The sequence below is a fragment of the Terrimonas pollutisoli genome, from assembly GCF_029360765.1.
Lineage (GTDB): Bacteria > Bacteroidota > Bacteroidia > Chitinophagales > Chitinophagaceae > Terrimonas_B > Terrimonas_B pollutisoli.
In genome coordinates, this window is sequence record NZ_JARKNA010000006.1 from 25744 (window position 1) to 47323 (window position 21580).

Annotated in this window: 28 protein-coding genes and 2 pseudogenes; 19 read left to right on the forward strand and 11 right to left on the reverse strand. The window is 42.5% G+C overall.

Annotation, left to right across the window (positions count from 1 at the left end):
• Positions 1-32: 32 nt before the first annotated feature.
• The 3 genes from P2W73_RS12505 to P2W73_RS12515 are packed head-to-tail and all read right to left on the reverse strand — an operon-like array spanning position 33 to position 4613.
• Complete coding sequence (locus P2W73_RS12505) at positions 33-605, reverse strand: hypothetical protein (RefSeq protein WP_276502384.1); 573 nt, start codon at positions 603-605, stop codon at positions 33-35.
• 3 nt (positions 606-608) lie between these two features.
• Positions 609-3017: a xanthine dehydrogenase molybdopterin binding subunit gene (locus tag P2W73_RS12510; RefSeq protein WP_276502385.1), complete on the reverse strand. Its 2409-nt coding sequence runs from the start codon at positions 3015-3017 to the stop codon at positions 609-611.
• A 60-nt stretch (positions 3018-3077) separates the two neighbouring features.
• Positions 3078-4613, reverse strand: a complete 1536-nt coding sequence (locus P2W73_RS12515) for an FAD binding domain-containing protein (RefSeq protein ID WP_276502386.1) — start codon at positions 4611-4613, stop codon at positions 3078-3080.
• Between the two features lie 291 nt (positions 4614-4904).
• On the opposite strand from P2W73_RS12515, the gene P2W73_RS12520 reads away from it, so the two are divergent.
• Complete coding sequence (locus P2W73_RS12520; protein ID WP_276502387.1) at positions 4905-5342, forward strand: SRPBCC family protein; 438 nt, start codon at positions 4905-4907, stop codon at positions 5340-5342.
• 135 nt (positions 5343-5477) lie between these two features.
• Here the strand turns inward: P2W73_RS12520 and P2W73_RS12525 are convergent, their stop codons facing one another.
• Entirely contained in the window at positions 5478-5834 is a 357-nt protein-coding gene (locus tag P2W73_RS12525) for a HepT-like ribonuclease domain-containing protein (protein WP_276502388.1), read from the reverse strand.
• Positions 5827-6117 carry a nucleotidyltransferase family protein gene (locus tag P2W73_RS12530; protein WP_276502389.1) on the reverse strand — a complete coding sequence of 97 codons (291 nt, stop codon included), beginning with the start codon at positions 6115-6117 and terminating at the stop codon, positions 5827-5829. The genes P2W73_RS12525 and P2W73_RS12530 overlap by 8 nt, the downstream gene beginning before the upstream one ends.
• 339 nt (positions 6118-6456) lie before the next feature.
• On the opposite strand from P2W73_RS12530, the gene P2W73_RS12535 reads away from it, so the two are divergent.
• From P2W73_RS12535 to P2W73_RS12580, 10 genes and pseudogenes are all read left to right on the forward strand, one after another.
• Entirely contained in the window at positions 6457-6996 is a 540-nt protein-coding gene (locus tag P2W73_RS12535; RefSeq protein ID WP_276502390.1) for a nuclear transport factor 2-like protein, read from the forward strand.
• Between the two features lie 131 nt (positions 6997-7127).
• Positions 7128-8267 carry a YncE family protein gene (locus P2W73_RS12540; RefSeq protein WP_276502391.1) on the forward strand — a complete coding sequence of 380 codons (1140 nt, stop codon included), beginning with the start codon at positions 7128-7130 and terminating at the stop codon, positions 8265-8267.
• 150 nt (positions 8268-8417) lie between these two features.
• On the forward strand, positions 8418-8834 hold the full coding sequence (locus P2W73_RS12545; RefSeq protein ID WP_276502392.1) for a very short patch repair endonuclease: 417 nt from the start codon (positions 8418-8420) through the stop codon (positions 8832-8834).
• A gap of 102 nt (positions 8835-8936) precedes the next feature.
• On the forward strand, positions 8937-9476 hold the full coding sequence (locus P2W73_RS12550) for an ORF6N domain-containing protein (RefSeq protein ID WP_276502393.1): 540 nt from the start codon (positions 8937-8939) through the stop codon (positions 9474-9476).
• 52 nt (positions 9477-9528) lie between these two features.
• Positions 9529-9957: pseudogene (locus tag P2W73_RS12555) on the forward strand (very short patch repair endonuclease).
• 24 nt (positions 9958-9981) lie between these two features.
• Complete coding sequence (locus P2W73_RS12560; RefSeq protein WP_276502394.1) at positions 9982-10155, forward strand: hypothetical protein; 174 nt, start codon at positions 9982-9984, stop codon at positions 10153-10155.
• Complete coding sequence (locus tag P2W73_RS12565; RefSeq protein ID WP_276502395.1) at positions 10124-10606, forward strand: DUF6169 family protein; 483 nt, start codon at positions 10124-10126, stop codon at positions 10604-10606. Before P2W73_RS12560 ends, P2W73_RS12565 begins: the two co-directional genes overlap by 32 nt.
• 45 nt (positions 10607-10651) lie before the next feature.
• Positions 10652-11035, forward strand: coding sequence for an ORF6N domain-containing protein (locus P2W73_RS12570; protein ID WP_276502582.1), 384 nt, complete (start codon positions 10652-10654; stop codon positions 11033-11035).
• Between the two features lie 52 nt (positions 11036-11087).
• Positions 11088-11342, forward strand: a complete 255-nt coding sequence (locus tag P2W73_RS12575) for a very short patch repair endonuclease (protein WP_276502396.1) — start codon at positions 11088-11090, stop codon at positions 11340-11342.
• 33 nt (positions 11343-11375) lie between these two features.
• A complete protein-coding gene (locus P2W73_RS12580) occupies positions 11376-11531 on the forward strand; it encodes a hypothetical protein (protein WP_276502397.1) in 156 nt (51 codons plus the stop codon).
• 36 nt (positions 11532-11567) lie between these two features.
• On the opposite strand, the gene P2W73_RS12585 is transcribed toward P2W73_RS12580, so the two are convergent.
• A complete protein-coding gene (locus tag P2W73_RS12585) occupies positions 11568-11858 on the reverse strand; it encodes a type II toxin-antitoxin system RelE/ParE family toxin (RefSeq protein ID WP_276502398.1) in 291 nt (96 codons plus the stop codon).
• On the reverse strand, positions 11852-12067 hold the full coding sequence (locus tag P2W73_RS12590) for a hypothetical protein (RefSeq protein ID WP_276502399.1): 216 nt from the start codon (positions 12065-12067) through the stop codon (positions 11852-11854). Before P2W73_RS12590 ends, P2W73_RS12585 begins: the two co-directional genes overlap by 7 nt.
• Before the next feature lie 455 nt (positions 12068-12522).
• On the opposite strand from P2W73_RS12590, the gene P2W73_RS12595 reads away from it, so the two are divergent.
• Together P2W73_RS12595 and P2W73_RS12600 are read left to right on the forward strand one after the other, a co-directional pair.
• Positions 12523-12828 carry an ORF6N domain-containing protein gene (locus tag P2W73_RS12595; protein WP_276502400.1) on the forward strand — a complete coding sequence of 102 codons (306 nt, stop codon included), beginning with the start codon at positions 12523-12525 and terminating at the stop codon, positions 12826-12828.
• 69 nt (positions 12829-12897) lie between these two features.
• Complete coding sequence (locus P2W73_RS12600; protein ID WP_276502401.1) at positions 12898-13086, forward strand: hypothetical protein; 189 nt, start codon at positions 12898-12900, stop codon at positions 13084-13086.
• A 173-nt stretch (positions 13087-13259) separates the two neighbouring features.
• Here the strand turns inward: P2W73_RS12600 and P2W73_RS12605 are convergent, their stop codons facing one another.
• Positions 13260-13712, reverse strand: coding sequence for a c-type cytochrome (locus P2W73_RS12605; RefSeq protein ID WP_276502402.1), 453 nt, complete (start codon positions 13710-13712; stop codon positions 13260-13262).
• Between the two features lie 132 nt (positions 13713-13844).
• Here P2W73_RS12605 and P2W73_RS26645 point away from each other — a divergent pair.
• Positions 13845-13937, forward strand: a pseudogene (locus P2W73_RS26645) (hypothetical protein); the annotation flags it as partial.
• A gap of 4 nt (positions 13938-13941) precedes the next feature.
• Positions 13942-14310, forward strand: coding sequence for an ORF6N domain-containing protein (locus tag P2W73_RS12610; protein WP_439145492.1), 369 nt, complete (start codon positions 13942-13944; stop codon positions 14308-14310).
• Between the two features lie 529 nt (positions 14311-14839).
• Here P2W73_RS12610 and P2W73_RS12615 read toward each other — a convergent pair.
• Both P2W73_RS12615 and P2W73_RS12620 read right to left on the reverse strand, forming a co-directional pair.
• Positions 14840-16876 carry a DUF2075 domain-containing protein gene (locus P2W73_RS12615; protein WP_276502404.1) on the reverse strand — a complete coding sequence of 679 codons (2037 nt, stop codon included), beginning with the start codon at positions 16874-16876 and terminating at the stop codon, positions 14840-14842.
• Entirely contained in the window at positions 16873-17094 is a 222-nt protein-coding gene (locus tag P2W73_RS12620) for a helix-turn-helix domain-containing protein (protein WP_276502405.1), read from the reverse strand. The genes P2W73_RS12615 and P2W73_RS12620 overlap by 4 nt, the downstream gene beginning before the upstream one ends.
• 67 nt (positions 17095-17161) lie before the next feature.
• Between P2W73_RS12620 and P2W73_RS12625 the strand changes: the two genes are divergently transcribed.
• The 3 genes from P2W73_RS12625 (at position 17162) to P2W73_RS12635 (ending at position 19537) form a co-directional block, all read left to right on the forward strand.
• Positions 17162-17482, forward strand: a complete 321-nt coding sequence (locus P2W73_RS12625; RefSeq protein ID WP_276502406.1) for a hypothetical protein — start codon at positions 17162-17164, stop codon at positions 17480-17482.
• A gap of 122 nt (positions 17483-17604) precedes the next feature.
• Positions 17605-18774 (forward strand): hypothetical protein, encoded by a 1170-nt coding sequence (locus P2W73_RS12630; RefSeq protein ID WP_276502407.1) that lies wholly within the window; start codon positions 17605-17607, stop codon positions 18772-18774.
• Between the two features lie 373 nt (positions 18775-19147).
• On the forward strand, positions 19148-19537 hold the full coding sequence (locus tag P2W73_RS12635) for a hypothetical protein (protein WP_276502408.1): 390 nt from the start codon (positions 19148-19150) through the stop codon (positions 19535-19537).
• 266 nt (positions 19538-19803) lie between these two features.
• On the opposite strand, the gene P2W73_RS12640 is transcribed toward P2W73_RS12635, so the two are convergent.
• Complete coding sequence (locus P2W73_RS12640) at positions 19804-20571, reverse strand: rhomboid family intramembrane serine protease (protein ID WP_276502409.1); 768 nt, start codon at positions 20569-20571, stop codon at positions 19804-19806.
• A 182-nt stretch (positions 20572-20753) separates the two neighbouring features.
• Here P2W73_RS12640 and P2W73_RS12645 point away from each other — a divergent pair, with 182 nt between their 5' ends.
• Positions 20754-21395, forward strand: a complete 642-nt coding sequence (locus P2W73_RS12645; protein ID WP_276502410.1) for a 3-keto-disaccharide hydrolase — start codon at positions 20754-20756, stop codon at positions 21393-21395.
• Positions 21396-21580 lie beyond the last annotated feature (185 nt).

The window sequence follows — 21580 nt, forward strand, 5'->3', positions numbered from 1 at the left end:
TGATATAAACCTGCATGTAGAAACCTTTTCATTTACAATATGCAGATATGAAAAAGCTGGTCAGCTCCAATTAATAAAGAACTAAAAAATATAATCAGTACCAATGTTATCAGGTTTAGCTTCATACTGAATTGGTATCGGTTTGATGTCTTGTAAACAAGAAAGAAAAGAATCGCAGTTACTATTAAAGGTAATGTAAACGTTCCTATGCCAAGCGACTTACTGATCCTTGCTTCGTCATTTGGATTTCGAAAACTGATCATGGTAGCAAAAAGTCGCATATAAAAACACGTAAATAAAAAGGGATACAAATAAAAAATTCTTCGTTGCCCCATTAACATGAATATGATGACAGCTTCAATCAATGTTAATATGGGTCCTGCTGCACTCATCACCTGGTAATGACAATCGCTTTTAAAGGCTCCATTTACAACGGATGCTTTGTTAAGTCCCACGGTCATATCATATCCAAGGAGTTTTCCTGCCACCCAGTGTGCCATTTCATGTAATACCCAGGACACAAGAACCGCAATGCCTGAAAAAAATATGTATTTGCCGTTAACCCTATTGTTTTTAGCGGGAAAAAACATATTTAAACTCAGCATGCGTTATTTCTTAGCTTCTTTTAATAAAATGGCTTCTTTACTACCCTTCAGGAGTTGGGAGTTGGATTGCGAATATAAACTCATCAACACTTTCTCCGGCGTCATCGGTGCATCAAAAGGAATATCAGCCAAAGGATTAAATGCTTTCACTGCATTGCGCAAAGCAAAATAAGCACCAATACCATAAAGCAGCGGTGGCTCGCCCACGGCCTTGCTCCGAAAAACAGCAAGGTTATCTTTTTTTGTTTCCAGCGAATGAATAATAATTTCTTTAGGTACGAAATAAATATCCGGCACCTTATAAGTACTCAATGCATTCGATCTGAGCTTTCCTTCTTTGTCATATACGATCTCTTCCATCGTCATCCAGCCGATACCCTGCACAATACCGCCTTCACACTGGCCAATATCGATCATCGTATTCATGCTCTGGCCAAAATCATGTACCACTTTTACCGAGTCCATTTCATAGATACCCCGCAGGCAATCGATAGTCGCAGTGATGATCGCAGTGCCATATACATGATAGGCAAAAGGATGTCCTTTTTCTTTCGACGGGTCAAAATGAATACCCGGTGGAGTGTAGTGGCTGTGCTCGGACAAGCTGATACGTTTGATATAAGTAGCCATTACCAGTTTGCTCCAGCTCCACTCGGTTTTCTTTCCGTTGATATAGATCCATTCTTCCTTTATTTCAAAAGGTGGCAATTCGGTATCTTCAATATTGGCAGTAGCAAGATGTTCATCCATGGCAACCTGCATCAGCCGTTTCAGGATGGCTTTGCAGGCAATCTCCGTGGCTTTTCCATTGAGATCGGCTGTGGCGCTGGCAGCCGATGGGGATGTATTAGCAATGCGCCAGGTGTTAGTGCTGTTGATCTTTATTTTTGAAATGTCTAACGAGAATATTTTAGCAGCTACCTGTGCAATCTTTGTATTCACGCCCTGACCCATTTCCACGGCGCCGGTACTGATGCCCACACTGCCATCGGTATAGACATGCACCAATGATCGCCCCTGGTTCATCAGCGTTTTGGTAAAGGAAATGCCAAAGCAAATGGGCATCAGGGCCATTCCCTTTTTATGCCACTTGTTCGCTGCATTGAATTGTTCAACCTCCTGTTGCAAGGCTTTTATATTAAACAGGTCATCGGCCTTGTTCCAGCATTCATTCGCTTCGCTTTCGGCTTTTTGTCCATAAGGAAATTCATCACCATTGTTGATCAGGTTTTTTTGTTGAATAGCAGAGGCAGGAATACCTAGTTGTTCCGCCGCTTTCGCAATAGCGGCTTCTATCACAAACATTCCCTGCGGACCGCCAAAACCGCGGAAAGCCGTATTAGGTGGCAGATGAGTACGACAACTATACGCAGTTGCTTTTACATGCGGCACAAAATAAGAATTGGTGCAGTGAAACAAGGTCCGCTCCATTACGGCTGGTGAAAGATCAGCAGCAGCGCCGGCGTTTTGAAAAAAAGTTACTTCGTAGGCAATAATCTTTAAATCGCTGTTCAACCCAATTTTAAAATCGGCCGAATAAGGATGGCGTTTGCCCGTCATCCGCATATCTTCCATGCGATGCAATGAATACTTCACCGGCCGATTTAAATGAAAGCTGGCCAAAGCACACATGACACCCCAGGTGGTGGCCTGGTCTTCTTTACCACCAAAGCCGCCGCCAAGTCTTGTGGTATCCACTTCAATTTTATTCATTGGTATGCCCAGTACCCTGGCTGCTGTTCGCTGTACCACTGTGGGTCCTTGCGTAGAAGAATAAATCTTCATGGCGCCGTTTTCCAGCGGCAGCGCATAAGCTCCCTGTGTTTCGATATATAAATGTTCCTGGCCATTGGTTTCTGTACGACCTTCAAAAATATGATCGCATTGTGACCACGCATGGCTGCTGTCGCCGATGCTGAATGTACGTGGTGGAATGATTAATTCACCTTTTTCCTTCGCTTCTCTTGGATCGGTAATAACAGGCAATGGCTCAATCTCAACTCTAATCTTTTTTACTGCCGCTTTGGCTATTTCTTCCGTTTCGGCTACTACCAGGGCGATGGGCATGCCACAAAAATGAACATGGGTGCTAGCCAATAATTCTTCATCAGGAACAATGCCGCCTATTTGATTTTCACCCGGGATATCATTTGCGGTAAAAACTCTTACCACGCCGCTTATCTTTTCTGCTTCGCTGGTATCAAGCGATTTTATTTTTCCATGCGCTATAGGAGAGTCAAAAACTGCTGCATACAAAGTGCCACTGATGACGGGTATATCATCGAGATAGACGGACTCGCCGCGGAGATGGGTATATGAGTCAATGTTGAACCCCACGGCCTCCTCCCGACCCCGACGAAACGTCGGGACCACTCTATCACTAACCTCACCTTTCGAAAAATCTTTGCTCATTCCATAGTGGTTTAATGTGAAAATTATTCTAATGCATAAAAAAAATAGTGTCTTCGATTTTTAGGTTTGTGGGCTGACAAGTCCTCCCTTTGGGGGAGGATTTAGGAGGGGCCGTAAATGTGCCCTTATCAACTGCCCAAGCAATAATGTTTTATATTCTTTACTTCCTCTTGCATCACTGATTGGTGAAATTTCTTTTTGCATAATGTCAATTGCTTCATCCACCAGGTATGCTGTAATCGTTTTTCCCGTTAGAAATTCAGATGTCTTTTGCAGGTACATCGGTACCGGTCCCACGCCACCGGCAGAAAGGCCGGCGTTTTCAATCCTGTTATTTTTTATGATCAGATGTATTGCCGAATTCACACTGGCTATGTCAAGGTTAGTTCGCTTGCTTACTTTTTCAAAATTGAAATAGGAGTTCTTACCCGGTAATTCAAATCTTATTTTACTGATTATCTCATCTGGTTGTTTATCCAATTGCTTATACCCCTTGTATAGTTTTCTCAATGGTACGGTTCTAAAGCCGCTCTCCTCAAATAAATGATCATTTCCTTTTCCCTTCTCCTTTGGAGAAGGTGTCCCGGTAACATCGGGACGGATGAGGCCGGAGGTTTGGGAGAGGTCTACCTGCGAATCCAGTGCCAAAAAGAAAATCGTAAAGTCGCCAATCGGTGAAGCATTGATAAAATTACCCGCAATGGTGGCCATATTCCGGATAGGCGTGGATGAAACCAGTTTGGCATATTTAGGAAAATCCGGGAATGCCTGCTGTATGATGGAAGAATGCAACAGGTCTGTTACTGTTGCCGATGCACCGATAGTACAACGGTTACCTTCTTTATAAATGCCTTTTAATTGTGTATGATCAAACAAAAACTGGTTATCCGCATGCACCAGTTCTTCGTGCTTTTGTACATAGAGATCGGTTCCACCGCCGACAAGGCAAGTAGGGTTTGGAGGATGGCTAGTGGGAAGAACACCATTCTCCACGTTTTGCAGTTTTATTTTTATTGAAGCAAAATATTCGGGAAGTATTTTTTTATTCGCAACAAAACTGGTTGCCTGCTCCCCGTTTTTTTCTTTCATGAGATCAGCAACTTTTCCTGCGGCTCTTTCAATAGATTTATAACCGGTGCAGCGGCAAATATTTCCATCCACGGCGGCAATCGCATTTTCCTGCGTTGCTCTTTCATCACTCAAACAAAAACCTGCCAGTGACACGACAAAACCCGGCGTACAAAATCCGCATTGTGTAGCCCCTTGCTCCGCCATGGCCTGTTGAATGGGATTGAGATGATCGGGAAAATTGATCCCTTCAATCGTCACGATATGTTTCCCCTGCACGTTCCCCAGCGGCAAGAGGCAACTCGTCATGGACTGGTAAACCACGGTTCCGTTTTTGAGCTCACCCACCAATACGGTGCAGGCGCCGCAATCCCCTTCGCGGCAGCCGATCTTGGTGCCCATCAGGTGGCGGTGATAGCGGATAAAATCCAGCAACACCATTCCCGGCGGCTGGTTTGTTTCAATATTTTTATCGTTGAGTATGAAGCGGATCAAAATAAGTGAATTGGGTATGCTTAAAGTTAGCATAATTTATGGTGCTGAAAACCTGGATAAGGATGGATCACAATGAACACGGCGAACCACGACGTACACAAAGAAGTGTATAAGAACAGGAGGCTATTCTGTGAAAGAAGACGACCAAATAACAAGCATAAATTCGTCGTGTCCGTTGTGTATACTTAGTGGCCTTTGTGCTCCTCCTGGCGTCGCAAATGACCGTTATAATAGTCGCATTCATACCGCTTGGTTATTATCTTTTATTGCCAGATTTGTAGTGCCAAACTGAAACCTAATCATTCATTGTAAAATTATTTTGTCATGGAAAAACTGAATTTCAAAACTGTTATCAACGCCGCGCCTGAAAAAATATGGCATGTGCTGTGGGATGATGATACCTATCGCAAATGGACATCAGCTTTTGCCGAAGGCTCCTTCGCACAAACGGACTGGAAACAGGGCAGCAAAGTATTGTTCCTCGATGGCAACGGCCAGGGCATGGTCAGCCGCATTGCTGAAAACAGGCCCAATGAATACATGTCGATCGAACACCTGGGCGAAGTAAAGGATGGCGTCGAAGACACTACCAGCGACCGGGTAAAACAATGGGCCGGTGCACATGAAAACTATACACTGAAAAAAGTAAACGGTAAAACAGAACTGACTATCGATATGGATATCACCGACGAGTTCAAAGATATGTTTGCACAAATATGGCCGAAGGCGCTGGAGAATGTAAAAAAACTATCGGAAAATTAAGGTTACTTCTTTTTAAGCCCTGGCAAAATAACCGGGGCTTTTCTTTACCTCGAATGTGAAAATTAAGTTTTGACGGGAGTTCATATCTGCCTGGAAAATCAATAGTTAAAAAAAAGCAAGACCTGATAGAGAAGATTATTGACCTGATTCGTGTAGAGAAGAAAAAATTTTATTTAACCCGGTTTTTAGAGAAGGCAATTCATTTGTAATAACATTCCAAACCAACTGAAGGTCTGTTCCAAAATATTCATGAATAAGCCTGTTTCTCATGCCCTTTATCAAAGCCCACGGTATGTTCGGTTCACTTTGCTTAACAGTTTCAGGAAGGCGGGAAACTGCTTCGCCAATTACCTGGATATTGTACAGGCAGGCCTCAATTGTCATAAAATGATTTGAAAACTCGTCGAATGAAACATTTGCCGTATAAAGCTGAATATGATCAATGCAGTTCAGAATGTCTCTGATAATAATGGACGGTTTCCTTTCAGACATATACAATATCTTTTTCTATGGAAGACAGATATTGTGGTTTGATGGAGCGAAGCGGTACCACATCTGTTTTAACACCGAATAAGCCTTCAATTTCATCAGCCATAGCTACAAAATTCAATCCCATTGACCCCGTAATCTCTACCGCAATATCAATATCACTGGATTCAACAGCCTCACCCCTTGCATAGGAGCCGAATACACCTAGCCGTGATACCGGGTATTTGCGCTGGAGCTCAGGTTTATGCTGCCTCAGCTTTTGCAATATATTTTGCAATGTATACATCACTACAAAATAAGTACAAATTTTATAACTCTCAGCGGCTGTTAAAAAATGTAAAAGGCAGAACGCTGATAACACGGATTATTATGATTTATTAAGATAAAATCAGCGAGGATCATCATCATCTTAATATATCTGCGCCTGCCTGCCGACAGGCAAGTTCTATTCTCCCTCTGTTTAAAGATTATTAGTTCATACGGAAAACCCACCTCTTAAAATAAATTCTTCTTTTTATCGGTAATGATTACCTTTCTATGACCAACGCTGTACCACCCTATACTTCGCTGCGCTTATCCCTCCTTTTGATTGCTTCACATTTTTCAATTAACCAAAACTTCATGTATGAAAAAGATCTTGCTATGCCTGGGCGTACTATCTGTTTTATTGTCCTGCAACAGCCCGAAAGAAAAAACTTCGGAAACTGAAACCACAGCAAAGGCCGCAGAACCAACAGTGGACCTGCCTTACAAAGCTTCCTATGCCAGCAACTTTACCACCGATGTTTCGGATGCAGATTTGAAAATGGTACTGAATTCTTACAAAGACTGGGAGTCTGCTAATCTTTCCGGCCTCGAAGCCGTACTGGGTGATTCGGTGGACTATGATGCCAGCGATGGCAGTTCGCATCATTTAAAAAAAGCTGACCTGCTGAAAATGTGGACCACCTACCGCGACAGCCTGAGTTCCGTAACCATTGATATGTATGCCTGGCAAAAAATGTATGCACCTGATAAAAAGGAAGGACATGTCGTCACCTGGTATAAGGAAATCGACACCTATAAAAATGGCAAAGTAGATTCAGCCACCTACCATGATATCAACCGGGTGAAGGATGGAAAAATAGTGTGGTATAGCTCGATGAAAAGAGGGTTTAAAAAATGACTCACCAGTTATTTGCTAAAGAAGCCTCTGCCTGCAGGGGCTTTTTTTTATTAGCCTTTACCGGCCAAACAATGCACATCTTTTTTCTCCGCCGGTATCTTACTTTATCTTTAAGAACTAACGAAATCGTCATGAAGATAAAATTCATCACAGTAAAACTTTTGCTTACCGCTCTTGTAGTGCTTATCGGTTCATTCACGGTAGCTGCACGGCCTGTACCGGGCTCTGTTGCACCGGGTCAGGATACCATCAAAAAATATTTATACGTAGCCGTTCCCGGTATCCGTGATTATCTCGGCTATGGCGGTCATGGCATTCTTGTTTTTGATATTGGCAACAATCATCGCTTTGTCCGGCGCATTCCCACAAAGGGCCTCCATCCCGATGGTACCCCTTCCAATGTAAAAGGCATTGCTGTCAGCGTGGCGCTCAACAGTATTTTTATCAGCACCCTCGAATCATTGCAACGCATCGACCTGGCCACAGATAAACTGGTGTGGGAAAAACCATTTGAAGGGGGTTGCGACCGCATGGCCATTTCGCCCGATGGTAAAACCATGTACCTTCCTTCGCTGGAAAAAACATTCTGGAACGTGGTGGACTGCGCCACCGGCGACATCATCAAAAAAATTCCCGTACACAAGCGGGCCCACAATACCATTTATGGTCCATCGGGCAGGCAGGTGTATATGGGTGATATTGCTTCACCCTGGTTATGGATTGCTGATCCCGGCAAGCATGAGCTGGTACATAAGGTTGGCCCCTTCGCCAATTTCGTGCGGCCCTTTACCATCAATGGCAGGGAGACCCTGGCCTTTGTCACCGTCGACAGCCTGCTGGGTTTTGAAGTAGGTGATATCCGCAGTGGTACCAAGCTGGCGCATATCGAAGTGAAAGGCTGGAACCCCGGCCCGGTGCGGCGCCATGGTAATCCCAGCCATGGCATTGGCCTCACACCCGACGAAACCGAGATCTGGCTGGCCGATGGTTACAATATGCGGGTGCATGTGTTCAGTGCAATGAAACCTTACCAGCAACTCACCACCATCCCCGTGCAGGATATGCCCGGCTGGATCAGCTTCAGCGTCGATGGTAAATATGTGTATCCTTCCAGTGGCGAAGTCATCGACACCAAAACCCGTAAGATCATCGGCGTTTTGCAGGATGAAATGCATAACAATGTAGCCAGTGAAAAAATGGTCGAGATCCACATGGCCGGAAGCAAAGCCGCGAAGGCGGGTGACCAGTTTGGGATTGGAGGGATAAGGTAAGTAAGATTTTATTTAGCCGGCTCCAGTGCAGGTGGCATCGGCAGTTGCGCTCCGTTCGTCGTTCCGTAATTCTGCTCAGCAAAGTTGAATGATCTTTTATTTTTGCAGCATGGCCTATGCCTGTCCGCCTCAGGTGGATGCATGATAAATATGACTGACGTTCATAACAAGGCTACCCGCAGCTATAATATGTCGCAGATAAGAGCGACCAATACCAAGCCCGAAATGTTAGTACGGAAATTTTTACATGCACAAGGTTTCCGTTATAAACTTCACGATAAAACATTACCCGGCAAACCCGATCTTGTATTACCCAGATACAAAACCGTCATCTTTATTCATGGCTGCTTTTGGCACGGGCATGATAGCTGCAAATATTTCGTTGTTCCTAAAACAAGAACAGACTGGTGGCTGAATAAAATAACCGGTAACAAAGCCAATGATGCCAAAGCTATCAAAGCATTGAAGAAAGAGGGGTGGAAAATTATTACACTATGGGAGTGTAATTTGAGGCCTGTAAAACTTGAAAGGACACTCTCTGTATTATTGCAAAAGCTATCCTTCTGATATACCAAATAGCGTTGTCCGATTGCTAAAAAGCGAAACCTGCAACAGAATTTAATTATTTTAGAGGTGGTCGCAAATTGTGACCACCTTTAAAATTCCTGTATGGCAGATATCAGAAAGAAAAGAATTATTCCTGATGAAACAGTGATGAATAAAATAATCATGGTTCGTAATCAAAGGGTAATGATTGACCGGGACCTGGCAGAATTGTATGGAGTTACAACCAAACAATTGAATCAACAGGTAAAGCGAAATAGTAAAAGATTTCCTGGAGATTTTATGTTTCAGCTTAACGAAGAAGAGAAAAATGAGGTGGTCACAATTTGTGACCACCTTAAGAGCCTGAGGTTTTCTCCCAATCTCCCTTTTGCCTTTACGGAACATGGCGCAGTAATGCTGGCCAGTGTTTTAAACAGCGAAAGAGCTATCGAAGCAAACATCCAAATCATAAGAGTGTTTACCAAAATGCGGGAACTGTTGCTAACCCATAAAGACATATTGCTGCAGTTAGAAAAAATGGAAAAGAAATTGACCGGCCATGATGAGGACATTGCCCTCATCTTTAAATACCTGAAACAATTGCTGAATCCCCCACAGCCGCCACGGCCAAAGATTGGTTTTAAAAGAAAAGAGGAGGAATAGCAGTGGCGGCGATATATCTTCCATTATTCCTGTCCAGTGCTAACTTCGCCTCATGGCCGATGTGCATGATAAGGTTACCCGCAGCTATAATATGTCGCAGATAAGAGCGACCAATACCAAACCGGAATTATTGGTACGGAAATTTTTACATGCACAAGGTTTCCGTTAACTCCATGATAAAACATTACCCGGCAAGCCCGATCTTGTATTACCCAGATACAAAACCGTCATCTTTATTCATGGCTGTTTCTGGCATGGGCATGATAGCTGCAAATATTTCGTTGTTCCAAAAACAAGAACAGACTGGTGGCTGAATAAAATAACCGGTAACAAAGCCAATGATGCCAAAGCCGTAAAGGAGTTGAAAAAGAGCGGATGGAGAGTGATAACGGTCTGGGAATGTGGCTTAAGAACAGTAAGGCTGGATAGAACGCTTGCCGGGATTTTAAAAAGTCTGATATCTCAGCATCGCACTGCCTGATAGTTTTTTGTAAATTCGTAATGCATGGAAAAAAATAAAACCATAAAAAAACCTCTTAATTCCAAAGGTGCTTCCATTTTTAAAAAAATGCTGGAGGATAAAAACGCTATTCACCAGCATCTGCAAAAAGGCGGAAGGCTGGCCGATTTAAAAAATAAATACCCCTTTGTTAAGCCCATACCTGCTCCAGGAAGCTGATCAGTTTTCTTATCTCTTCATTACAGATAAAGGAATAACGTATCACGTTTACTTCCTCGATTATAGCTATATGTTTGCGGATTATCCGGGGATTTCAAATAATGTTTATTCTTTTAATATAGAAGTGATGGATGGTGATGCCGACACGGCTGTTGCAGATGAAAGAATCGGGTTGACGGTGGTGGAAGTATTCCGGCTTTTCTTCAGTCGGATGGAAAATGTAAGTGTATATGTTTGTGATATTGCCGACGAACGTCATTTGGCCCGCAAAAGGAAATTTGATTTCTGGTTCTGGAAATACAATGATGGCACTATCATTAAAGAAGATGGTGTGGCAATGGTGGAAGGAAAAGAAATACTGAACTCCCTGCTTCTCCACCGGAACAACCCCAAATGCGCCGAAATTATTTTTGCGTTTAAAGACCTGAATGCAAGAGCCGGGGATAAATAACATTAAATCTGTGTCATGCCCGCAAAGCTTTTGCTTCATTGAAATATCGGCCGGTTTCCCAAAGATTTTATGTTCAGGCTGACCAAAGAAGAGTTTGAAAACTTGAAGTCACAATTTGCGACTTCAAGATGGGGAGGGGGCCGTAAGCTACCCCTGGCTTTTACCGAACAAGGTGTGTCCATGCTCTCCGGTGTATTAAACAGCGAAACAGCTATCCGGGTTCATATACAAATCATCCGTGTATTTACCAAAATGCGGGAACTGTTGCTAACCCATAAAGACATATTGCTGCAGTTAGAAAAAATGGAGAAAAAACTGACTGGCCATGATGAAGACATTACCCTCATCTTTAAATACCTGAAACAATTGCTGAATCCCCTGCAGCAGCCGCGGCCAAAGATTGGTTTTAAAAGAAAAGAGGAGGAATAGCAGTGGCGGCGATATATCTTCCATTATTCCTGTCCAGTGCTAACTTCGCCTCATGGCCGATGTGCATGATAAGATTACCCGCAGCTATAACATGAGCCGTATCCGAAGCGGCAATACAAAGCCTGAGATGCTGGTACGGAAATTTTTACATGCACAAGGTTTCCGTTACAAACTCCATGATAAAACATTACCCGGCAAACCCGATCTTGTATTACCCAGATACAAAACCGTCATCTTTATTCATGCCTGCCTGCCGGTAGGCAGGGCTGTTTCTGGCATGGCCATGACAACTGCCGGTATTATGTAGTATGTAGTTCCAAAAACAAGAACAGACTGGTGGTTGAATAAAATAACCGGTAACAAAGCCAATGATGCCAAAGCCATCAAAGCATTGAAGAAAGAGGGATGGAAGATCATTATGATTTGGGAATGCCGGTTGAAACCGCTTAAGATTGAGAAGACCCTGGTTTCTTTGCTGAAAAAAATTGTACCTTAATTTTCTGCGTTAAGGATGAGTTTCCTATCAACTTTTTTAATATTTCCGCGGCGACCTGCTGGTATGACGCATCCGTGCAACGCGAATTTCAGTTGGCATAACTCTATAGGAAATTCTATAGTGGTATTTTTCGAAAGCCCTCCAGTTTCCGTCATTATTTGTTTTGTATTTATCCGGTGGAAACATTTCCGGGTGACGGGAAAGCTCAATTGAAATGTCAATTAATTCATCCCGTACCTTAACTGCGCTTTCAAGAGAATCTTGTGCAATATATTCATAGGCCTTTTGCAAGTCTGGTTTGGCTCTCTTACTCCAAACCGTTACCACTTCCCGGCTTCTTTTTTAAGATCGCTTGCAGTTATAAAATCACCCTTTTCTATTTCTGCATTACCTTCTTCCAAATCCTTATTATATTCTTCTACGCTTTGAGGTTTTTCCGAACTATAAAAATTAATCCCCATTAACTTTAAAGTGCTTAACAGCCATTCCCTTTTTGAAGAATCTTTAATACTGTCAAAATCTATTATCAATTGCATGACAATTATTTTTTTAGATTTATTAATTACTACACCACGCCCCCAATTTTCTCGTTGAACCAGCTCATTTATAAACTAAATAAAGTTACTAAAAATTTTACGCCTGTCACAGTTATAGCCCCCAAAGAACAGACTGGTGGCTGAATAAAATAACCGGTAACAAAGCCAATGATGCCAAAGCCATCAAAGCATTGAAGAAAGAGGGCTGGAAGATCATTATGGTTTGGGAATGCCGGTTAAAACCGCTTAAGGTTGAAAAGACCCTCGTTTCTTTGTTAAAAAAAATTGTATCTTAATTTTCTGCGTTAAGGATGAATTTGTAAATGTGTTGTTACAGCATTGTTTCCCCTGATTAATTGCATAAGTGGGTCATAAGTCGTGACCTGAAATTGGAAATCACCATTTGTGATATCTGGTACGTTTAATATTGCATTTGAAACATCAAAACTTAAAGGATGCCAAAAACAACCAAAGAATTAATGATTCCGGATGAGTTGGTGATAAACAAAATTTATCTCATCCGCGGACAAAAAGTAATGTTGGACAAGGATCTGGCGGAATTGTATGGCGTTGAGACCAAAAGGTTAAAAGAAGCCGTACGCAGGAATATTGACCGTTTCCCCGATGATTTTATGTTTGAACTAACCGGCGAAGAGTGGGAATCTTTAAGGACGCAAATTGCGACCTTAAAAACCGGCAGAGGAGGTGCAAGCCATTTGCCCATGGCTTTCACCGAACAGGGAGTAGCCATGCCTGCCTGACCGGTAGGCAGGCTCTCCAGCGTATTAAACAGTGAAACTGCCATTAGAGTAAACATCAGGATCATAAGAGTGTTTACCAAAATGCGGGAACTGCTGCTTACCCATAAAGACATATTGCTGCAGTTAGAAAAAATGGAAAAGAAATTGACCGGCCATGATGAGGACATTGCCCTCATCTTTAAATACCTGAAACAATTGCTGAATCCCCCGCAGCCACCCCGGCCAAAGATTGGTTTTAGAAGAAAAGAGGAGGAATAGCAGCGGCTATTGCGCCTTATCGCCATCTACAATTTTGATTCTACCAGGTTGGCGCCCCGATGGGACTGCCCGGGTGGTGAAAAAACACTGAAGGGATCTGCATCAGCATGATAACAGGGTTAAAAAGCCCCATCGGGTCGACATTGTTATAGTCACAATAAGCCGGTAACGAATCACCGTTTTTTCAACGAAAGAATATACATCACCATCATTTTTGCATCTTCCCGTGATAGATGTGGGTGGGGAGCCATCACCGGTTTGCCCCAGGTGCCATAGCCGCCGAGAATGATCCGGTTTGCAAGCATTTCAACAAAAACGCTGTTGGCGGGGTATTTTTCAGCGATATCCTGGAACGAAGGTCCTTTAGCTCTTTTGGTCTTGGTGTGGCAATCATGGCAGTCCGAATAAGCGATCAGCGTTTCACCACGTTGAGCCAAGGCAACAGGTATGCTATCACTCTTGCCTTCAATCTTCCGGATATAATCCATCTTTTTGTGTGCTGGTTCTTTTACTGGCTGATTACAGGCCAACAATAGCAATGCGGCAGCGGTAAGGAATATCGGGCAGAATAAGGCGGCCTTCTTCGAACCTGCATACACAAAACGGAACAAACGAACAGGCGCCATGGCTACTTAGCTTTTGAAAATAGCAATATACAGGTTTATCTATAAACGAAGAGTTGGTATAATAACTGCCAGCGATTCCGCTAGTAAATAACATTCTTATCCATCAGAGGTTTCAGAGAGAGGTATACAAATATTTTTCGGGCTAATTCGTGCGGGAGTGAGTTATATGGAATCAAGCCCATAAGGCTTAGAGAACAGGTGAAAAGAAACCTCAGCCGTTTTCCGGAGAATTTTATGTTTCAACTGGGCGAAAAAAGAAGTGGATACTATGGTATCGCAAAATGCGATACCATCCCGAAAACACCTGGGAGGTTATCAACCCTATGCATTTACAGAACATGGCGTACTGATGCTGGCAAATGTATTGAAAAGTGAAAGAGCCATCCAGGTAAGCATCCGTATCATTGAAATTTTTGTAAAGATCCGTGAAATGCTTCTTACCCATAAAGACATATTGCTGCAGTTAGAAAAAATGGAAAAGAAATTGACCGGCCATGATGAGGACATTGCCCTCATCTTTAAATACCTGAAACAATTGCTGAATCCCCCGCAGCCGTCACGGCCAAAGATTGGTTTTAAAAGAAAAGAGGAGGAATAGCAGGGCTGTTCCTTTTTTGTTTGCTGTTATCAAAAAATAGACGAACGTAATCCCGGTACACTTTACACCACAGCCAGCAGCATTGCTGTTTGCAATGAATCACCGCCAAAATTCTGACTCACCTTTTCACCATTTATTACCTATTTACCAAAGGTGACTTAAAGGCCAATATACTTTAAGTCACATCAAATACTATTGCCTGATGGACATGAAAGCCAAAATCGGTTTGGACGTAAAATACTTTAGAACTTAAAAAAGCTTGAACAATGAATTATCATAATCAAAAATTAATTGGGTCACTTGAAACATTTCTTATGAATGATCAACCATTTACTTGTCCTCATTGTGGTTCACGATGTGAAGAGATAGGTAATTTCTATCATACAAATGCAAAGATGCTGGTTGAGCAATGTTTAAATAGTGAATGTGGTTTTATCTGTTTTGAAGAAGAGGATGAATATTGTCTTAAATTGTGGGGAATGATTTAGCCTGTTTACAGAATCTGCAAAATTTCCTGATCTCGCTAAATTTAGATTTCTTCCATTCCACAAGATTTTAAATATTCAAAAATTGGGTCATAAAATTCTGGTAATCTAGTTCCATCTTTTTCATCCCCAGAAGGTAAAAAGATTATAATGCCCTCTCTTGCTCTTGTTAATAATACTCGATAAGTATTTAAAAGGAATTGCTGTTCGGCTATATTTTTTGTCTGATTCCATTCAGTCCCAGAAAAATTCTTAAAATCCCATTCGTTTTTAGTTCGTCTCAAATCTGCATCCCAACAAACACATGTCCAATCAAGTTCAAGCCCTTGGATTTTATATTCTGTCGCAACAATTTCTAAATAGTAGGATGATCTAATATCTGTTTCATCATTTAGGAACCACATTGCTTCATCCACTTCTTCTTTTACATTGATGCCATATGGTTTAAGTCTAAGAGCTCCTGAACTTGCAATTAAGCCAAACCTCTTAGTGCCCTTTTCTTGTTCTCTTAACCATTTTTTTGCAGTATTTATATTTCTTGTAATAAAGAGAGGATATACATTTTTAATTGTTGAACTTATTTTGAAAGCTTCTGTTTCATTGTTATTAATAACAGCATTTACCCATGAATTTAAATGGGTTGCTCTAAAAGAACGTTGACTTACGTTTAAATGTAAATCTTTATTCGTCTTAATAGTTACATTATCAGGAATGGTTTCAAACAACTTTTGATCGGATGTAGAGGAATCTCCTGAAAGCAATTCTGGTGAAATATATACCTCCCAATTAGAGTATTTTTCTTTAATGGCCTTTCCCCATTCACTTATTCCTCCTTCTCCCGTATTAATTTCTTGCCCGCCTCCTACTAAAGCAATAATGGCCGACCAACCGTCATGCCTATTCATAAATTCAAATAACAATTCTGCTTCTGATTTTTCTTCAATGTGAAATGGTTTATTTTCTCTATTCTTGTTTTGCTTCGCTTTATTACTGAAATGTTTTGCATTCCAACAACGTTGGGCTTCATCAAAAACAACTACTTTTTCAGTCAATTGTCGATCCATCCTTATTCCATCTTTAATAAATTGATGTAAGTTTTGAATTTTTGATTTTATTTTCGAATAGGAATCCTTCTTTGTTGGCCTTTTTGTAATTTTTTTTGATTTGAACAAAAAATCCTCTCTTTGAAAATTATCTCTGCTCAATGCCTCTTTTAAAACATTTATGAGCGGGCCATTCCCAGAAAAATAAGCTGAATTAAATTCTTCACCTTGGAGCTCTTTTTCATGCACAACCTTTAATCCAACCAGAGTTTTTCCTGCACCAGGTACTCCTGTTACAAAACAAACTACCTTCTTATTTCTTTCTCTTGCTTTATTAATGATATTTATAACAGAATTACTTGTAACAGTAAGATTTTCTGCTCCTTTCCTAGTTATATTTTCAACTTGTTGACCTGCGAACAAAGCTTTTGCCGCTTGAACAATTGTTGGTGTGGGTTCATACTCGCTTTGTTCCCATTCAAGGGGATTAATTCTTTCTTCTAAATCATTGTGGAGGCTTTTATATGTGTCATTAATTATTTGAGAAAGAGTTTCAGAATTGGCTTTAAGAGTAGGAAAAACTTTTTTTGTAGATAGCAAATTGACAAAAACGGGGCTTGCTAATGGAGCTAGCAGAATCGGAATTATAATTTTTCCTCTACTTTTTAAATGAAAATCAGTTAAGTCAAGAGCATAGTCCTCGACTTGACGGACATCAGCTATTTCATAATTTTCTCTATCAAGTTTAAACTCTATAACAAAAATCAGATCGTCAGCAATAATAACAACATCTATTCTGCTTGAGAGGCGAGGTATTTCATATTCAAAAAAAATATGCCATTTCGAGGAAGCTGGTGTTTGCTGAATAATTTCATGGAATGATTTTTTAAATATTTGGATACTGCTATGCCACGAATTTGTTGTTATTGTCCATTGGCTTGCAAAGGTGGTTCCTGCCAAATTTAGCCTTCCAATTATTTCTTCATCATTTGTTTGTAAAAATGCCTCTATAGAGCTGCGGTAATATGCTTGTTTCATTTTTTAAATTCTTTTGAATTGAAGAATTCAGTGAATGAAACATTAAGTGCCTTAATCAGCCGTTCTAGAATTTCTAGCGAAACATTCCGGCGACCATTTTCAACGTCTGTAACATATGTTCTATCTACTTCGGCTTTGTAGGCTAAGCCCTCTTGGGAGAGTTCGAGTTGTTTGCGGAGTTCTTTTATTCGTTGACCAACCTTTTGTTTAATATCCATGCCAGGAAGGTCAGCTATTGTGGCCTTTAAGTCAACGGACTTTAAGGGTCATATCGTAACTTGAACTATGAATATAAAATTTAGTTATCTCTACCGCGATGGAGCCAATTACAAAAACCTCAATGAAATCATTTTTTCAAATCCTAATTCAAGAAGCCTTCAAGAAATTGAAAAAGCGATCAGAGAGAATTTAATTGATGGGAAATGGTTTTATTGCAGTGAATGGAAAATTCCGAATCTGCATTTTAAGGAGTTTGGGTACGATCCTGAAATTGATGTTGATTGGCATGAGTTCGAAACAGTGGAAGAAACAACCGATCTCATAACAGAAGAAAACAGTATTGAAGAGTTTTTACTTTTAGTTAATCAAACAAAGCTTCCTTGGTGATTTGATCTGCTCAAGTGTTGGCAGATGTTTTATAAATGGGTACTAATTCATTTTTGTTTTATCATCACCACTGTTCCTAACATTATAGCTAACTTAGACATTGACCAATTGCCTTATCCCTCATGTCTTTTCCCATCACCGTTAAAACAACAGCCATAGATCGCATTGCAGCAACGCCGGAGCCGGTATTGCGCAACCTGCAAATTACCCAATGCTATTCTGAATTATCGGTAGCGTTTGCAAAGCAGATGGGATCAATGGCCAACTGGTGCAGTTTCGCAACCTGGGCATCCAAACAGGCAGGGCAAACCATCCGTAAACAAGATTTGCAACAATCACTGGCAGCACTGCTGCAAAAAGAACCGGAGATTGAAGTCGCTCTTTCACTGGTGGCGGAACTGGCAAAACAAGCCGGTGCCAAACAGCGGCTGGACCAGCTTCGTCAATCGGCTTTTGGAATCATGTTATCCTCGGCTGCCAACCAGGCCGGCGAGGCCGTGAGCCGCGGCAATAAAAAAGTATTTGAAGAAATAGCCCGGGAATTTGCCCGCTTTATGAGTGAATGTTTTAATGATACCAGTTATGATCCGGAGTATATCGATCGCTTTTGCGAATCGCTATTGCCGGGACCAGCACCCGGAGGACAGGATTATTTGCGCCAGGCTTTCCGGGGCTATTATCTTGCCCTGTTTGAAACCGACCCGCAGCAAAAAACAGAACTCAACCTGCTGGCCAACCTGCAAATCGGTTTTCATGAACAAACCCGCCTGCAACCGGAAATTGCCGAAGCTCTCAATGCCAGCTTTGATGCGCAGGAACTAAAAACCCAATTGCTGGAAGAGTTGCGGGCCGGCATCAGCTTCCGCTCCCGTTTCATGGGGTGGATGAAACAGCTGGTAGGACAAACCGGTCTGCTCGACAAGGCCGTCGAATCATTGCTGCAGCGGGTGCAATTCCATCTCCGCCGTGCATTGACCCTGCACCTGATGACACTGACCATTCCACCGGACAGGCGGTTAAGACTGGGACATGACCTTTCGCTTTCTTATCCCGACATACTAAAACAACTTTGTAATACAGACCTGCTGGCACTGTTGCAACAAACCGATCCCACCCCCGGTAGCCTGCTGGAAAGTGGTGCCGAGGATTGGGCCAGCCTGCCGGAGCGGATGCATTTTATCGGCGAGCTGTTTCGTTGCTGTCATGTTTCACCCGAATTATTCGATGCTCCTTTCAGCCCGGCACAGGTGGAAGCACTAAGGCTGGGAAAGATCCCCGAGGGAAGTATGTAAACTTTGATTAACGCTGTGAACACTGTAGTACAAAAAGCTTAACGGTGAAGGGACACGAAGTAATGCAAAGTATCTGTGGCAAAATCCAGCGCCAGGAATAATTGAACCACCGGGGCACAAAGGCACCGGGGCACGAAGCAATTAATCTTCGTGTATCACTGTGTCTTTGTGTCTCCGTGACTTTGTGGTTCAACAATTTTAACCGCGAAGAATCTAAGACGCAAAGCATACCAATAAGCCAGCATTTGCAATACACCCTATGTGTTTTTACTATTGCACCCTATCTTGCTAATGTGGTATCTTAAACCCTGAAAGGATCTGGCAAATAACTATTAAACAGTAGTCACGCTATTCAGTTACTTAAAATCCGTTTATGAAAACCCTTTTGCAAAAGTTTGTACAATACCTCTACAACAATTTTCTCGGCAACTTTTTAGGCTTTGCCATCGGTATGGCTTCTACCCGGCTGGTGTCGCATTATTTTGCAACCCGCAGCATCAAAAATTTATGGGGACTTACTTCGCATAAAACCATGCTGGATAAAAAAACCTATAGCAACTTGGAATGGATCGTGTCCCTGGTGATTGGTTTTATTGTTTTTGAAATCATTTCCAAATGGGTGACTAAGAAAATGGATGCGCAGTGGCCGAAATTCAAAGCATCAGTTTTACAGTGGCTGGGTAAAAAGAGATTGTTCGCGGCTTTAAGGCCTTCTCTTCCACCGGAAAATGAAGCACAAGGCAAACAGGTACAAGGGCAGTAAAGGGTTTGTTAGTGAAAATGCGGCGGGAAACAAACGGGTAAAGAGATACACGGAAGAGTTGCTCCCTGTTCCCTCGTGTCTTTGTGGGAAACATCAGACCATGAAAGCAGTTCGGCGTAGGTTTCACGCAAAGAACGCAAAGGGGCAGCGGCGCAAAGAGCCTCAAAGCAGATAATCTTTGTGTCTCCGTGCCTCCGTGCCCCCGTGGTTCAAAAAATTCTTAACCAGGATAACACTGCGCCAGCGGGAATTCAAAACCAGTCGACTCACCAAACCGATCTTCTTTTAGGCGAAACCGGCTGCGGTTTCCCGGCAAAAAATTTAACCAGCAACAGTCCTGCAATAAATCCACCGATATGCGCTGCATAAGCTACACCACCAGCCGCTTCCTCACCACCCAGCATGCCCATACCATTGATCAGCTGGAAAACAAACCAAAGACCCACTACTACAAAAGCGGGTAGCGACAGGATGCTGAACAAAAACCATACATGCACCTGGCGACGGGGAAACGATAACATATAGCCAGCCAATACCCCCGAAATAGCACCGGAAGCGCCAAGGCTGGGAACCAAAATGCTTTGGTTAAGCCAGGCGGAGCTAAACACATGCGCCAGGCCGGCCAGCACACCACAGAGAAGATAAAAGAATAGATATTTTTTATGCCCCATCACATTTTCCAGGTTGTCGCCAAAAATCCACAGGAAAAGCATATTGCCGGCAATATGGGCAATGCCACCATGCATAAACATAGATGTGAGCAGGGTTAAATAAACCGGGATCGGTGTAGGCCGCAGGCCAGGCATGCTGATAGGCTCACCGGTGATCGGGTCCTCGATAATTTTGGCACCGGTCACAATATCCTCACCCCTCAGGATTTCTGCCGGCACGGTTGAATAAGCAAAGGTGAAGCCGATATTGCTGCCCAGACCCTGCCAGTACACAAACACAAATACGTTGAGTGCAATTAACAGCCAGGTGATATAGGGAGTTCTGTGTCGATCCGTGTTGTCATCGCCGATAGGAAAAAGCATACTGGTAAATTTGGTGGAGCAAAAAGCCCGGTGAATGAATAGGATTTGCACCCGCGGCAAAGCCGGCCGGGTCAGTTGAGTAATCTTCTATTATTATGCCAGATAAATGAAAAAAGCTGATGTTGACAACCGGCGACTATTGTGGCAAAATACTGTAGCTTCATTACCTAAATCATTGGATCATGCGAAACAGGATATACGCCGCAGTCATAGGCCTCGTTTTCTTATCCTTTACAGCGCCGGGCCATCCCACTGCTGATGAATGGATCCAGCTCTTCGATGGCAAAAGTCTTAGCAACTGGAAAGTGGGTAGCAATGCGGCTACTTTTTCCGTCGGGAACGGCGCCATTATAGCCCACGGCGATGTAGCCCACTTATTTTATGTGGGTGATGCCGGCAATGCCAACTTTAAAAATTTTGAATTCAAAGCCGACGTGATGACCACGCCGGGTTCCAATTCCGGCATCTATTTTCATACAGCCTACCAGGAAGAAGGCTGGCCAAAGAAAGGCTATGAAGTGCAGGTAAATAATTCACAAAGTGATTGGCGCCGTAGCGGCAGCCTCTATGGTATCCAGGACGTAAGGGAAGTATGGATGAAAGACAATGAGTGGTACACCGAATACATCAAAGTGGAGGGTAAAAGAGTGATCGTGAAGCTCAATGATAAAACGGTGGTGGATTATACGGAACCGGCCGGTGTAAAAAGAGAGAAGGGAAGCGAAGAGAGGATATTATCCAGTGGCACTTTTGCCCTGCAGGGCCACGATCCTAACAGCAAAGTGTATTTCAAAAACATCATGGTAAGACGACTACCGGATTGATTGCATCAAACCAGGTCCCCACCGGGTTATAGGAAGTGTGACAGTCATTATAATAACGAACGGGGCCTATACAGCCCCGTTGTTATCATCAACCTTTAAACCTTAATCAAGAATATGAAAACCGGGTTCGCACCGGGTATTTGTTTTGATTGCAGGGCAAAGATGAGTCGGCTGGTGAACCTAAA

Excerpts from the sequence above, each read along its gene's own strand:
- P2W73_RS12505 (WP_276502384.1), bottom strand. The coding sequence starts at position 605 with ATGCTGAGTTTAAATATGTTTTTTCCCGCTAAAAACAATAGGGTTAAC.
- P2W73_RS12510 (WP_276502385.1), bottom strand. The coding sequence starts at position 3,017 with ATGAGCAAAGATTTTTCGAAAGGTGAGGTTAGTGATAGAGTGGTCCCG.
- P2W73_RS12515 (WP_276502386.1), bottom strand. The coding sequence starts at position 4,613 with ATGCTAACTTTAAGCATACCCAATTCACTTATTTTGATCCGCTTCATA.
- P2W73_RS12520 (WP_276502387.1), top strand. The coding sequence starts at position 4,905 with ATGGAAAAACTGAATTTCAAAACTGTTATCAACGCCGCGCCTGAAAAA.
- P2W73_RS12525 (WP_276502388.1), bottom strand. The coding sequence starts at position 5,834 with ATGTCTGAAAGGAAACCGTCCATTATTATCAGAGACATTCTGAACTGC.
- P2W73_RS12530 (WP_276502389.1), bottom strand. The coding sequence starts at position 6,117 with ATGTATACATTGCAAAATATATTGCAAAAGCTGAGGCAGCATAAACCT.
- P2W73_RS12535 (WP_276502390.1), top strand. The coding sequence starts at position 6,457 with ATGAAAAAGATCTTGCTATGCCTGGGCGTACTATCTGTTTTATTGTCC.
- P2W73_RS12540 (WP_276502391.1), top strand. The coding sequence starts at position 7,128 with ATGAAGATAAAATTCATCACAGTAAAACTTTTGCTTACCGCTCTTGTA.
- P2W73_RS12545 (WP_276502392.1), top strand. The coding sequence starts at position 8,418 with ATGACTGACGTTCATAACAAGGCTACCCGCAGCTATAATATGTCGCAG.
- P2W73_RS12550 (WP_276502393.1), top strand. The coding sequence starts at position 8,937 with ATGGCAGATATCAGAAAGAAAAGAATTATTCCTGATGAAACAGTGATG.
- P2W73_RS12560 (WP_276502394.1), top strand. The coding sequence starts at position 9,982 with ATGGAAAAAAATAAAACCATAAAAAAACCTCTTAATTCCAAAGGTGCT.
- P2W73_RS12575 (WP_276502396.1), top strand. The coding sequence starts at position 11,088 with ATGGCCGATGTGCATGATAAGATTACCCGCAGCTATAACATGAGCCGT.
- P2W73_RS12590 (WP_276502399.1), bottom strand. The coding sequence starts at position 12,067 with ATGCAATTGATAATAGATTTTGACAGTATTAAAGATTCTTCAAAAAGG.
- P2W73_RS12595 (WP_276502400.1), top strand. The coding sequence starts at position 12,523 with ATGCCAAAAACAACCAAAGAATTAATGATTCCGGATGAGTTGGTGATA.
- P2W73_RS12605 (WP_276502402.1), bottom strand. The coding sequence starts at position 13,712 with ATGGCGCCTGTTCGTTTGTTCCGTTTTGTGTATGCAGGTTCGAAGAAG.
- P2W73_RS12615 (WP_276502404.1), bottom strand. The coding sequence starts at position 16,876 with ATGAAACAAGCATATTACCGCAGCTCTATAGAGGCATTTTTACAAACA.
- P2W73_RS12620 (WP_276502405.1), bottom strand. The coding sequence starts at position 17,094 with ATGGATATTAAACAAAAGGTTGGTCAACGAATAAAAGAACTCCGCAAA.
- P2W73_RS12625 (WP_276502406.1), top strand. The coding sequence starts at position 17,162 with ATGAATATAAAATTTAGTTATCTCTACCGCGATGGAGCCAATTACAAA.
- P2W73_RS12630 (WP_276502407.1), top strand. The coding sequence starts at position 17,605 with ATGTCTTTTCCCATCACCGTTAAAACAACAGCCATAGATCGCATTGCA.
- P2W73_RS12635 (WP_276502408.1), top strand. The coding sequence starts at position 19,148 with ATGAAAACCCTTTTGCAAAAGTTTGTACAATACCTCTACAACAATTTT.
- P2W73_RS12640 (WP_276502409.1), bottom strand. The coding sequence starts at position 20,571 with ATGCTTTTTCCTATCGGCGATGACAACACGGATCGACACAGAACTCCC.
- P2W73_RS12645 (WP_276502410.1), top strand. The coding sequence starts at position 20,754 with ATGCGAAACAGGATATACGCCGCAGTCATAGGCCTCGTTTTCTTATCC.